Below are 12,863 nucleotides of genomic sequence, written 5' to 3'. Positions count from 1 at the left end.
TATGCTAAATACTATTAAAAACACATTGGGAAGTTTGATGCTCTGGGAGTTGCTGAAAGGCATGGCGCTCACTGGACGTTATTTCTTTGCACGTAAAATCACCATCCAATATCCGGAAGAGCGTACACCGCAATCTAACCGCTTTAGAGGTTTGCATGCATTACGTCGCTACCCCAATGGCGAAGAACGCTGCATTGCCTGTAAGTTGTGCGAAGCGGTTTGCCCTGCAATGGCCATCACCATCGAATCGGAACAGCGCGAAGACAATACCCGCAGAACCACGCGCTATGACATTGATTTAACCAAGTGTATTTTCTGTGGACTATGTGAAGAGTCCTGCCCGGTGGATAGCATTGTGGAAACGCGCATATTTGACTACCACGGCGAGCAACGGGGTGATTTACTTTACACCAAGGAAATGCTGCTAGCAGTTGGCGACAAATACGAGCAACAAATTGCCGCAGACCGCGCGCAAGATAAGACGTTTAGGTAATTGCCATGGTATTTACTGATATTGTTTTTTATACACTGGCTGCCATTCTACTGTTCGCAGGTTTACGTGTTATCACTACCCGTAACCCAGTATATGCCGCGCTATTTTTGGTATTGGCTTTTTTTACGGCTGCCGGCATCTGGTTAGTATTAGAAGCTGAATTTTTGGGTATTGCACTGGTGTTGGTCTATGTCGGCGCGGTGATGGTGCTTTTTCTGTTTGTGGTCATGATGCTGGATATCAATGTAGACAAGCTGCGCGAAGGGTTTTGGGAGTACTTGCCCATGGCTGGTTTCATTGGCCTGCTGATGGTGGTGGAAATGGCCATGGTACTGGGTGGCAAATATTTTAGTCCTACGCATGCGGTGAGCAAGCCGGTTGGCTACAGCAATACGGCTGAGTTGGGGCGTGTTTTGTATACCGAATATCTATTGCCATTCGAATTGGCTTCTGTAGTACTGCTGGTGGCCATTGTGGCAGCCATTGTGCTGACATTGCGCGATCGCCAAGACAATAAATCGATGAACCCAGCAGATCAAGTGAAAGTGCGTAAACAAGACAGGGTACGTATCGTCAGCATGCCGGCCGAAGTAGAGCTGCCAGTTGAGCCACCAGCTGTGACGGATACACCTGCAGAGGGGAAACAATAACATGGTCGGTTTATCTCATTACCTTATCCTGGGCGCACTGATGTTTGCTATCAGTGTAGTCGGCATTTTTCTCAACCGAAAAAACGTGATTATTTTATTGATGGCCATTGAGTTAATGCTGTTGGCGGTCAATTTGAATTTTATTGCGTTCTCGCATTACTTAAACGATATTGCCGGCCAAGTGTTTGTGTTTTTCATCTTAACCGTGGCAGCAGCAGAGTCGGCTATCGGACTAGCTATTTTAGTCGTGCTGTTCCGTAATTTACGTACGATTAACGTAGATGATTTAGACCATTTAAACGGTTAATGAATATGAGTATGTCAAAAATTTTATTGCTGATTCCTATCCTGCCACTGATTGCAGCAACGATTGTGGGCTTGTTTGGGGGCAAATTGCCCAGACACTATGCACATGTGCTGACCATCGCTGGGGTAGGGCTGGCATTTGTCTTATCCGCCTATGTGTTGAATCAAACCATGCATGGTTTTACGCTTAATGAGACAGTCTATCGCTGGCTTACTTCTGGCGCTTTTAACTTTGAAGTGGGATTTCTCATTGATAACCTCACTGCCATGATGATGGTTGTGGTGACATTTGTATCGTTAATGGTACATATTTACACCATTGGCTATATGCATGAAGATCCTGGCTATAGCCGTTTCTTTAGCTACATCTCATTGTTTACCTTCTCTATGCTGATGTTGGTCATGAGCAATAACTTCATGCAGCTGTTCTTTGGTTGGGAAGCCGTAGGCTTGGTCTCCTACCTGCTGATTGGTTTTTGGTATACCAGACCCACTGCTATTTATGCGAACCTCAAAGCTTTTTTAGTGAATCGTGTAGGCGACTTTGGCTTTTTACTCGGCATTGGCATGGTGCTATTCCACTTTGGTAGTTTGGACTATGCCACTGTATTTGAAGCTGCACCAAGACTAGCCAGTGCGCAGGTTCAGATTTTACCGAATATTGACTGGTCGTTGATGACTGTGACCTGTATTTTGCTCTTTGTGGGTGCCATGGGTAAATCTGCGCAAGTGCCATTGCATGTGTGGCTACCAGACTCTATGGAAGGCCCAACGCCTATTTCCGCATTGATTCACGCTGCGACCATGGTAACTGCAGGTATCTTTATGGTGGCCCGTATGTCGCCTTTGTTTGAATTGTCCACTACTGCATTGTCGACAGTGATGGTGATTGGTGCAATCACCGCTTTGTTTATGGGGTTCTTAGGCATTATTCAAAACGACATTAAACGTGTGGTGGCTTACTCCACCTTATCCCAATTAGGGTATATGACCGTAGCGCTTGGCGCGTCTGCTTACTCAGTGGCTATCTTTCATTTGATGACGCATGCATTCTTTAAAGCATTGCTATTCTTAGCGGCTGGCTCAGTCATCATGGGTATGCATCATGATCAAGACATCCGCAATATGGGTAACTTGAAAAAATACATGCCAGTTACCTGGATTACTTCCTTGATCGGCTCACTCGCGCTGATTGGCACACCATTTTTTGCTGGCTTCTATTCCAAAGATAGCATTATCGAGGCAGTGAAGTTTTCGCATATCAATGGCAGTGGATTTGCCTACTTTGCAGTGTTAGCAGGCGTGTTCGTCACTGCTTTCTACTCATTTAGACTCTATTTCTTGGTGTTCCATGGTAAAGAAAAGTGGCGTGAAGTGCATCACGACGCACATGCACACCATGACGATGATCACCACCATGGCCTATCGCCTACGGACGATCCGCATGAGCCTGGTTGGGTAGTGACTGCACCGTTAATTTTGCTAGCGATTCCTTCAGCAATTGTGGGCTATGTCGCGATTGAGTCCATGCTGTTTGGTGATTTTTTCAATCAGGTGATTTTTGTGGATGCCAACGCACATCCGGCCATGCAGCACTTGGCTCACCATTACCATGAACTATTACATAGTCCAGCAGGTATGGCGTTATATGGTTTCCTGACACTACCATTTGCGTTAGCCGCTTCTGGTGTGCTGATTTCATGGTTCTTTTATATGAAACGCCCAGATATTCCTGCCACGATTCAGCGTAAATGTAATTTGATTTACCAAGTGCTTGAAAACAAATACGGCTTCGATAGTTTTAATGAGCGCTTTTTTGCAGGAGGCTCACGTTTTATAGGCAGCAAATTATGGCAGATTGGCGATGTTCAACTCATCGATGGCGCCATGGTCAATGGCACGGCAAACTTGATTGTAAAAATATCGAGCAAAGTGCGTCATTTGCAGTCTGGTCTTATTTATCACTATGCATTTGCCATGATTATCGGCGTGTTTTTGTTTTTAACATTCTTTATTAAAATCAACTAAAAAAGTTGCACATGAATTTATTCAATCAACACATACTAAGCTTTGCCATCTGGTTGCCTATTTTGGCTGGCGTCATTGTTTTATTGCTTGGTAGTGATCAAAACGCAAATCGAACACGATGGGTCGCTCTGGTTGGCGCGGTCATTAGTTTTTTAGTGACGATTCCGCTCTACACTGGGTTCCAATTGCAGATTGGTACGTTCCAGTTTGAGGAAAGTGCATCATGGATCCCTGCGTTTAATATCTACTACCACTTAGGTGCTGACGGGTTTTCTGTACCCCTTATCTTATTGACCAGTTTTACCACGGTATTGGTGGTGATTGCAGCGTGGGAAGTGATTACCAAAAGCATTGCACAATATATGGCTGCGTTTTTAATCATGAGTGGCCTGATGATTGGCGTATTTAGTGCCTTAGATGCCATTTTGTATTATGTGTTCTGGGAAGCAATGCTGATCCCGATGTTCTTGGTGATTGGAATTTGGGGTGGCCCAAACCGCGTTTATGCCACCATCAAATTCTTCTTATACACGCTACTTGGTTCATTGTTGATGTTGGTTGCATTTATTTACCTGTACCATCAAACAGGTAGTTTTGCGCTTACAGATTACTATGCGTTGCCGATTAGCATGAGTGCGCAGATTTGGATTTTTATTGCCTTCTTTATGGCATTTGCTGTCAAAATCCCGATGTGGCCTGTGCATACATGGTTGCCGGATGCGCACGTTGAAGCGCCTACCGGTGGTTCGGTGGTACTTGCGGCCATCGCGCTAAAGTTGGGTGGATATAGCTTTTTACGATTTGCCATGCCGATTGCACCGGATGCGGCGCATTACTTTGCCAATACCATGGTCACACTGTCATTGATTGCGATTGTATATATTGCTTTGGTGGCATTGGTGCAAAAAGACATGAAAAAGCTGATTGCTTATTCCTCGATTTCACACATGGGGTTTGTCACACTAGGCTTCTTTATGTTTAGCCAGCTGGGGTTGGAGGGCGCAGTGGTGCAAATGATTTCCCACGGATTTATTTCCAGCGCCATGTTCTTATGTGTGGGGGTGCTGTATGACCGTATGCATAGCCGCCAAATTGCTGACTACGGCGGCGTAGTGAATACCATGCCGATCTTTGCTGCATTTGCCGTGTTATTTGCCATGGCCAATAGCGGGTTGCCAGGTACATCGGGCTTTGTGGGCGAGTTTATGGTAATTCTAGCTGCGGTTAAGTTTAACTTCTGGGTAGCTTTTTTAGCAGCGACCACTTTGATTTTTGGCGCGGCCTATACGTTATGGATGACCAAACGCGTATTCTATGGCGCAATCGCCAATACACATGTGGCCGAATTAACCGACATTAACGCAAGAGAATTTATAATTCTGGCAACGTTGGCATTGTTGGTCATTGGTTTTGGTGTGTACCCAGAGCCTATTACCGCATTATTACAAGCCACCAGTGCAGAATTTTTGACCCATATGCAAACCACTAAAATACCAATCATAAGCAGTGTGCCTGCAGCAAGTATCTAACGATGGAAACTTTTCAATACGATATTCTCAATGTGCTGCCTGAACTGACCGTGCTGTGCATGGCCATGTTTATTTTGCTGGTCGATTTATTTATTAAACCGCAAAACCGCTTTGTAATTTACAGCTTGGCACAATTTACCTTGTTTGCTGCAGCGGTATTTACGTTTCAAACCCACACATTGGGCGTGAGCTATGCGTTTAGCGGCATGTTTGTGGATGATAGTTTAGGCGATGTGCTCAAACTGATGACGTATCTCGGTAGCTCAATTATGTTGGTGTATACACGCCAATATCAAAAGCAGCGCAATATGTTCCGTGGTGAGTACTACGCCATGGTGCTATTTTCCATGCTGGGCATGATGATCATGATTTCCGGTCAGAATATGCTGACCATTTATATGGGCTTAGAGCTATTGTCTTTATGCTTGTATTCTTTGGTTGCGTTTGATCGAGATAACCCACGCGCCTCTGAAGCTGCCATGAAGTATTTTGTATTGGGTGCGCTCGCTTCCGGCATGCTGCTGTATGGTATGAGTATGATTTACGGCATGACCGGCAGCCTGAATATTTCAGAAATCGCAGTGGAGATATCGAATATTGGGCAACATAATCCTGTGCTGATTATGGGCTTGGTCTTTGTAGTGGCTGGGTTGGCGTTCAAGTTTGGTGCCGTGCCGTTCCAAATGTGGGTGCCAGATGTCTATCAAGGCGCTCCGACCTCTATTACCTTATTAATTGGCTCTGTCCCTAAGTTTGCGGCATTTGCCATCACTATTCGTTTGCTGGCACAGGGCCTGTACCCGTTAGCGGCAGACTGGCAAGACATGTTACTTATCATGGCGTTGCTGTCTATCATCATTGGCAATTTAAGCGCGATAGCACAAACAAATCTGAAACGAATGTTGGCATACTCCACCATCTCGCACATTGGCTTCCTGTTGTTCGGATTAATGAGCGCAAATCTCAATGGCTTTGCTTCTAGCCTGTTTTATATCTCAGCGTATGTGTTAATGACATTGGCCGGTTTCGGCATGATCCTGTTGCTGTCTCGTAAAGGATTTGAAGCTGATAAGCTAGATGACCTTAAAGGCTTAAATCAACGCAGCCCTTGGGCCGCCTTTATGATGCTAATCACCATGTTTAGCATGGCAGGGATACCACCCACAATCGGTTTCTATGCAAAGTTTACCGTTCTGCAGGCCGCATGGCAGGCAGGCTTTACTTGGGCAGTGGTGTTGGCCGTATTGATGGCCGTGGTGGGTGCGTTTTACTACCTGCGCATCGTCAAGCTGATGTATTTTGATGCGCCAACCGACCTCAGTCCGATTCATGCACCTATCGATATGCAATTTGTATTGGGCATGAATGCGTTGGCATTGTTACTGATTGGATTGTTGCCACAAGTGCTGATGAATCTCTGTGGTTTATCCATCGTCACCAGTTTGCAGTAGCCACTCGCACTTCAAAGCTCTTATACCCTTATGACACAAATCACCATCCTTTTGCTTGCTTTTGTAGCTGCAAACTCACCTTGGTTTACCGATAAAGTCTTTTATCTAGCCCCACTCAAAGCTGGCCATAAGAGTTTGGCGTGGTGTCTACTTGAGCTGCTAGTGCTATATGTTGTGATAGGCGGCATTGCCAAGTATGCTGAGTATAAGACGTACGGGCAGGTGAACCCGCAGGCTTGGGAGTTTTACGCAGTGACATTTAGCCTGTTCCTTGTGTTTGCATTTCCTGGGTTTATTTATAAGATTCTGTGGAAAAAGCGTTAATGTCAGTGTGTAATTAAATGCAGCATGTGTAGCAAAGTAAATGAAGCTTAAAAGTTACCAGCAATAAAAAAGCCATGATTCACATGGCTTTTTTATTTGAATTACAACCTTACACGTTCAGAAACTTAGTCCTGATTCACTCCATATAAAGTTTCACCATCACCTAAGTTTGGACCACCGCAATTTCTAGGGTTGTTCAAGCAGTTCTTCACTACACGGCCAATCGTATTTTCATCCCAACCGTTCATCCAGTCAGCATGTAATGAGTAACCACCAGGATACGCTGTACTATAATTATCACTAGCTAAGCGGTATTTAGCGGCAGCATCCAAGTTGAAGAAGTCTGCATTGATGGTGATGTTCGGAATGGCCACAGGATGGCTAGCCGGACAAGAGTTTGCAGATTTGGTCACTTTGCCTGTCGCGTCTTCGCACTCGTCACCACAAGCATAAGCCATGTGAGATTTGTGGTCTGGACTGTCAAGGTTTTTACCATCCCAGCATTGCGGGAAACTCACAATCAAACGTAACATTTGATTTGCGCCGCCACAAGTGCCTTTGATATGACTACCTTGCCACATAATCCCCCAGTTGGCTGGGTTCATTACTTGGGTTTGGTCTTGGCAGTAGAAACCGCCTTGTGCATCGGCAACTGCTAATGGTTTAGCATTGCCAGCAATCATACGTAGTCCTGCTGGTGGTGCTTTGATATACGCACCGCTTTTATCATCAATGGCCTTGTAATACACCACAACCACGCTTGGTTTTGCTGGTGCGCCATTAGCGGTATTAATCAGGCTAGGCATCCAGTAACCAGAGCGATTCAAAATGCCGCCAGCACAAGTGGTGTTACCAGAGTTATGCAATGTTTCATTCGTGCTGTATGCATTTGCAGCTGTATTGCCAAAGAACGTGTGATGGTGTGTTGCATTCGGCACACCAGGATACACAATCGGGTCATCATTGCTCATATGTGAATATTCGCAACTCATACGGAATGCGCCAGCGTAAGGGAACGATTCAAGTTTTGGAATGGTTGCTGCTTTAAGCATTTTTGTTGAGAAACCAACCGCAGCTTTAGGTGCTAGCGCTGTATTCACTGCAGGCATTAAGTTTTGACCTTTAGGATCAAGTACTTTTTCCAGCAGTTTGTTGTCTACGTAGAAGCAACGATTATAGGCGCTAGATTTCGGGTCACCCATCACAGTTGCATTACAACCGATGCTGCCTGTTACATTTTCTTTGGTCGTCCATTTTGTAGCTACCCCAAACCACACTTTTGCAGTGACCCCTGCAGGGATTGTGCACTGCTCCATGTTGCCATTGCAAAATACTGCAACCTTAGGAGGTGCTAACAGTGTGGTGCTCGTAGTCGTAGAACCACCAGTAGTCGTAGAACCGCCAGTAGTCGTAGAACCGCCAGTAGTCGTAGAACCGCCAGTAGTCGTAGAGCCGCCAGTAGTCGTAGAACCACCAGTAGTCGTAGAACCACCAGTAGTCGTAGAACCACCAGTAGTCGTAGAGCCGCCAGTAGTCGTAGAGCCGCCAGTAGTCGTAGAGCCGCCAGTAGTCGTAGAACCACCAGTAGTCGTAGAGCCGCCAGTAGTCGTAGAACCACCAGTAGTCGTAGAACCACCAGTAGTCGTAGAGCCGCCAGTAGTCGTAGAGCCGCCAGTAGTCGTAGAGCCACCAGTAGTCGTAGAGCCGCCAGTAGTTGCCTTAGCCTTCCACCCTAACGTAGCTATTGCGACCCCATTAGGTGTTGATGTAGTCGTACTTGAAGCAATTGGTTTGAATGTGCTTGTATTTGTAGACGTAGTCGTACTTGTGGTCGTTGATGGACTGGCCGTCTGTGTAAGGTTTTTACTAACGGTGTTCCATATTATATTCAATCTAATGGGGCTATTATCAATCTTCCCTGCTTTAAGCTCTGCTGGATTTGCACAGAGATTGCCATCCTTAATAATATTTAACAAAATCTTTTCAGAGCGTTTGTTAGTGATTGCTGCCGGGGGCACATCCGAATACTGCATGACGCCTTTGCTATCGCGCCAACGGTAAACATCTGCTAATAAATTACTGCTAGAACCTAATAATGCAAGCAGAAGCAAGGAGCTGAGCCCTGTTCTGGTGGATTGGGTTATATTCATTTGGGTAACTCCAACTTCTTTAATTCTTACTACTAATGACCCTTGTTTCTTTGAATATATTTTATATGTATGTACGGGAGGTACTATTAATACTATTTTGTTATGATTAACATTCTATATAATGATGCGAATCTGTCAAGACATAAATTGCATTTTTTCTTAAAAAATTGTTACGAAATATTACAAATAATTAATAAGTTACGTTATCTTTCTAATAATCTCAATTAAGTTTCTATCGTTTTGTTAGTCATCCATTTTAACCTGTTGTTTTTTATAAAGTTACCGCATGCAATCGCAATCATTCAAGCATAGAGTTATTCGTTCAAGTCTGTGGATTTTTAGTGGTAACGCGCTCACACAAGTCATCCGGTTCGTCAGTAACTTGATTATGACAAGGTTGTTAGCGCCAGAAATGTTTGGCCTGATGGCGTTGGCAGGCGTGTTTATTTTCGGTTTGAATTTATTGTCTGATATTGGGCTCAGACAAATTTTAATTCAGAACAAGCGTTCAGACGAGCGGTTTGTGAACACTGTGTGGACCATTCAAGTCGTCAGGGGTTGGATGATTTGGTTATTGTCTGTAGTGGTGGCCGTTGTGTTTTACTTGCTTGCTTACGAACAGATGTTGCCAGCCAATAGCGTATATATAGACCCGGCATTTCCTTACATCATTGCCATCATCGGCATTAATTCGGTCATTTCCGGATACGAGTCTACCAAGTTGGTATTTGGTAATCGAAATTTAAACCTCAAAATCAATGTGACGATTTCACTCATTAGCCAAGTCATCGGATTTTTTGCTATGATGATTTGGGCTTACTTTAGGCCGGATGTCTGGGCGTTAGTAGCTGGATCGATCGTTGCAACGCTTTCTCAAACCATCGCGAGCTATCTGATGATTGAAGGCAAAGGCAACCGGTTTTGCTGGGACAAAACGATCATGGACGACATTTTCCACTTTGGGAAATGGATTTTTATATCCTCCATCATGGGTTTTTTGGTGATGAGTAGCGATAAGCTGATGTTAGGCGGCTTAGTAGATGCAGCTTCTTTAGGTTATTTCGCCATTGCTGGATTGTTAGTCGGTGCCGTAGTGCAGTTGATTGGTAGCTTAATTCACTCCGTTGGCTTTCCCGCCTTGAGTGAGACTTTTCGTGACAACCCTAGTGCGTTGAAATCGGTTTTTTATAAATTAAGACTGCCGTTTGACTTGATTTTAATGTTTAGTTGCAGCTTTTTGTTTGTGACGGCAGATACGATCGTGACAATTCTTTATGATGATCGCTACCATTCTGTAGGGTGGATATTACAGATCATGGCCATCAGTTTGTTTGAAGTACGTTATCGCTTGGCAGGGGAGTGTTTCTTGGCCATGGGTAAACCAAAGTTACAAAGTAGCCTGATATTCGTCAATTTGGTCTGCCTGTATGTCATGGGTATTAGCATGTACCATTTATATGGGTTTAAAGGTGCGGTATGGGCTATTGCGTGCAGTGCCTTGTCCACCATTCCGTTAATTTTATTCTACCTAAAACGGTTTGGCATTTTGGATTGGAAAAAAGAGCTGATGGTGTTGCCTGTATTGGTGGTGGGCTATGCTGCTGGCTTGGTGGCTAACTATCTCTTCGATAAGCTTTTTTGAGGATGTATACGCGATTAGTTGTATCGCAATAGTGTGAATATATAAGGAGTGTATAAATGCGTTTAGATGACCAACAAGAAAGTAGTAATGTTGAAGATCGGCGTGGCGGTGGCGGTGGTATCGGCGGTAAAGGCATTGGTGTCGGTACGATAGTACTTGCTTTGGTGGCTATGTATTTTGGCGTAGATCCTTCGGTCGTCTTGAATATTGGGCAAGGGTTGCAGCAAACGGAGACATCTGAAGCGCAGCCTATTCCTAAGGATGACCCGATGGCAATCTTTGTGGCCAAAGTATTGGGGAGTACCGAGCAAACGTGGGATAAGGTATTTCAGCAATCTGGCCAGCAATACCCAGCGCCTAAACTGGTTTTGTTTACAGGGCAGACTAGTACTGCCTGTGGTGCAGGGCAGGCGGCAATGGGGCCATTTTACTGTCCTGCCGATCAAAAAGTGTATATCGATTTAAGTTTTTATCAAGAAATGAAAAACCGTTTTCATGCGCCAGGCGACTTTGCGCAAGCCTATGTGATTGCGCATGAAGTGGGGCACCATATCCAAAACCTCATGGGCACTTCCGAGCAAGTGCAACGCGCGCGTCAGTCAGCTCGGAGTGAAGCGGAGGCCAATCAATATTCCGTGCGTTTGGAATTGCAGGCAGATTGTTATGCTGGCGTTTGGGCTAATCATGCCGATGGCGAGAACCGTATTTTAGAGGCTGGCGATGTGGAAGAAGCCATGACTGCTGCGGCAGCCATTGGCGATGACGCCTTGCAAAAACAAGCACAAGGCTATGCCGTGCCAGATAGCTTCACCCACGGCACTTCTCAACAGCGTATGCATTGGTTTAATCAAGGTTTGTCTACTGGCGATATGCGCCAATGTGACACGTTTAAAGCGGCATCGATTTAAATGGCGGTGAACAAGGTAAATTTGGAAGAGCACACGATTCGCTCTGAGGTGATTGCCTCGGGCGGTATGCTCACAGTCAAACGCGATCAGGTGCGATTGCCGAACGGGCATCATAGTCAGCGCGAGTTTGTGCTGCACCCTGGCGCGGTAGTGGTGGTGCCGCTATTAGACAATGGCAATATTATTTTCGAACGGCAATTTCGATACCCGCTACATCAAGTGTTTATTGAGTTGCCGGCGGGTAAAATTGATCCAAATGAAGCAATCTTAACGACAGGACAGCGCGAGCTGCTGGAAGAAACTGGTTACACGGCTGCACAGTGGGTAAAGCTTGGTTTGCAGCATCCATGTATCGGTTACTCTAATGAAGTGATTCATATGTATTTAGCGCGGGGTCTCACGCTTGGCGAGCATCAGCGCGATATTGATGAGGCGCTGGAAGTGTTTGAGATGAGTTTGTCGCAGTGTATGCAGATGATTCTGGATGGCGAGATTACCGATGGTAAAACCATCGTGGCTATGTTGTTTGCAGAGAAATATTTAACACAACATGGCTAAGATATTGTTGGTAGGCTGCGGTGACTTGGGCGCTGAAATCGCGGTGCGATTACATGCATCTGGCCACGAAGTGGTTGGTGTGCGTAAAAGTACGCGCACATTGCCATTGGGCATGCATACGATTCAGGCCGATGTGACCGAGCAGGGCACGCTTGCGCCGTTAACTGCAGAGGTGATTGTGTATTGTGTAGCTGCCAGTGCGCCAACGGATGAAAACTATCATCGGCACTATGTGCAGGGCTTGCGTAATGTATTGCAATCACAGTCTGGCCCACAATTAAAACATGTATTTTTTGTCTCCAGTACCCGTGTTTACGGGCAGCATGCAGACGCGCTACTAGATGAAGCGACACCAGCGATTGCGACAGACTTTGGTGGTGAGCGACTGTTGGAAGCAGAACAGCTACTGTCAGCTTTGCCTTGTTCAAGCACGGTATTGCGATTGTCTGGAATTTATGGGCCGGGACGCTTATATTTGGTCAATCTGGCAAAAGATCAAACAAGATGGCCAGCCGAGAACCAATGGACGAATCGTATTCATCGGGATGATGCAGCAGCGTTTGCAGCTTTTTTAGTTGGGCAAGTGTTAGGTAATCAATCTATACACCCGTTGTACATCGTGACGGATGATTTGCCCGTAGCGCAATATGAAGTCCTGACTTGGTTGGCAACCAACATGGGTGGTAATGTAAAGAATGTGCGTATTCCGCCCGTAACACAAGGTAAGCGCTTATCCAATGAGCGGCTACGAGACACCGGTTTTGTGCTGAGTTATCCAAGCTATCAGCACGGTTATTCAACACTTATTTAACTATACTCTAGTC

At 45.4% G+C, this 12,863-nt stretch carries 13 protein-coding genes and 1 pseudogene; 12 read left to right on the top strand and 2 right to left on the bottom strand.

Features of this window, described 5'->3' with window-relative positions; all coding sequences use genetic code 11:
* The first annotated feature begins 1 nt into the window (after position 1).
* The 7 genes from nuoI to FG11_RS06920 are packed head-to-tail and all read left to right on the top strand — an operon-like array spanning position 2 to position 6,781.
* Positions 2 to 493 carry an NADH-quinone oxidoreductase subunit NuoI gene (nuoI, locus tag FG11_RS06950; protein WP_025224542.1) on the top strand — a complete coding sequence of 164 codons (492 nt, stop codon included), beginning with the start codon at positions 2 to 4 and terminating at the stop codon, positions 491 to 493.
* Between the two features lie 5 nt (positions 494 to 498).
* Entirely contained in the window at positions 499 to 1,143 is a 645-nt protein-coding gene (locus FG11_RS06945) for an NADH-quinone oxidoreductase subunit J (RefSeq protein ID WP_047533971.1), read from the top strand.
* A gap of 1 nt (position 1,144) precedes the next feature.
* The gene (nuoK, locus tag FG11_RS06940; RefSeq protein WP_025224540.1) at positions 1,145 to 1,450 is read left to right on the top strand and encodes an NADH-quinone oxidoreductase subunit NuoK; all 306 of its coding nucleotides are present in this window, start codon (positions 1,145 to 1,147) and stop codon (positions 1,448 to 1,450) included.
* A 5-nt stretch (positions 1,451 to 1,455) separates the two neighbouring features.
* A complete protein-coding gene (gene nuoL, locus FG11_RS06935) occupies positions 1,456 to 3,477 on the top strand; it encodes an NADH-quinone oxidoreductase subunit L (RefSeq protein ID WP_047533969.1) in 2,022 nt (673 codons plus the stop codon).
* Positions 3,478 to 3,488: 11 nt separating this feature from the next.
* Entirely contained in the window at positions 3,489 to 5,006 is a 1,518-nt protein-coding gene (locus FG11_RS06930) for an NADH-quinone oxidoreductase subunit M (RefSeq protein ID WP_047533968.1), read from the top strand.
* Between the two features lie 2 nt (positions 5,007 to 5,008).
* Positions 5,009 to 6,457, top strand: a complete 1,449-nt coding sequence (nuoN, locus tag FG11_RS06925; RefSeq protein ID WP_047533966.1) for an NADH-quinone oxidoreductase subunit NuoN — start codon at positions 5,009 to 5,011, stop codon at positions 6,455 to 6,457.
* Between the two features lie 30 nt (positions 6,458 to 6,487).
* On the top strand, positions 6,488 to 6,781 hold the full coding sequence (locus FG11_RS06920) for a DUF2818 family protein (protein WP_020182343.1): 294 nt from the start codon (positions 6,488 to 6,490) through the stop codon (positions 6,779 to 6,781).
* Between the two features lie 125 nt (positions 6,782 to 6,906).
* Here the strand turns inward: FG11_RS06920 and FG11_RS13705 are convergent, their stop codons facing one another.
* Positions 6,907 to 8,097, bottom strand: coding sequence for a DUF1996 domain-containing protein (locus tag FG11_RS13705; RefSeq protein ID WP_020182342.1), 1,191 nt, complete (start codon positions 8,095 to 8,097; stop codon positions 6,907 to 6,909).
* On the opposite strand from FG11_RS13705, the gene FG11_RS13700 reads away from it, so the two are divergent.
* A complete protein-coding gene (locus FG11_RS13700; RefSeq protein WP_052184970.1) occupies positions 8,096 to 8,842 on the top strand; it encodes a hypothetical protein in 747 nt (248 codons plus the stop codon). The two genes, FG11_RS13705 and FG11_RS13700, sit on opposite strands and share 2 nt — an antisense overlap.
* Here the strand turns inward: FG11_RS13700 and FG11_RS13805 are convergent.
* A pseudogene (locus FG11_RS13805) lies at positions 8,827 to 8,931 on the bottom strand (hypothetical protein); the annotation flags it as partial. The gene FG11_RS13700 and the pseudogene FG11_RS13805 overlap by 16 nt on opposite strands.
* A 286-nt stretch (positions 8,932 to 9,217) precedes the next feature.
* Here FG11_RS13805 and FG11_RS06905 point away from each other — a divergent pair.
* Genes FG11_RS06905 through FG11_RS06890 form a run of 4 tightly spaced genes read left to right on the top strand, consistent with a single transcriptional unit; the run spans position 9,218 to position 12,850 of the window.
* Positions 9,218 to 10,573 (top strand): oligosaccharide flippase family protein, encoded by a 1,356-nt coding sequence (locus FG11_RS06905; RefSeq protein ID WP_081623263.1) that lies wholly within the window; start codon positions 9,218 to 9,220, stop codon positions 10,571 to 10,573.
* Between the two features lie 56 nt (positions 10,574 to 10,629).
* The gene (gene ypfJ / locus FG11_RS06900; protein ID WP_047533964.1) at positions 10,630 to 11,481 is read left to right on the top strand and encodes a KPN_02809 family neutral zinc metallopeptidase; all 852 of its coding nucleotides are present in this window, start codon (positions 10,630 to 10,632) and stop codon (positions 11,479 to 11,481) included.
* Positions 11,482 to 12,039 (top strand): NUDIX domain-containing protein, encoded by a 558-nt coding sequence (locus tag FG11_RS06895; RefSeq protein WP_047533962.1) that lies wholly within the window; start codon positions 11,482 to 11,484, stop codon positions 12,037 to 12,039.
* A complete protein-coding gene (locus FG11_RS06890) occupies positions 12,032 to 12,850 on the top strand; it encodes an SDR family oxidoreductase (protein ID WP_047533961.1) in 819 nt (272 codons plus the stop codon). Before FG11_RS06895 ends, FG11_RS06890 begins: the two co-directional genes overlap by 8 nt.
* Positions 12,851 to 12,863 lie beyond the last annotated feature (13 nt).

The organism is Methylotenera sp. N17 (genome assembly GCF_000799155.1).
Lineage (GTDB): Bacteria > Pseudomonadota > Gammaproteobacteria > Burkholderiales > Methylophilaceae > Methylophilus.
Note: the sequence above shows the minus strand (reverse complement) of the source record. Positions and strands in the feature narration are given on the sequence as shown.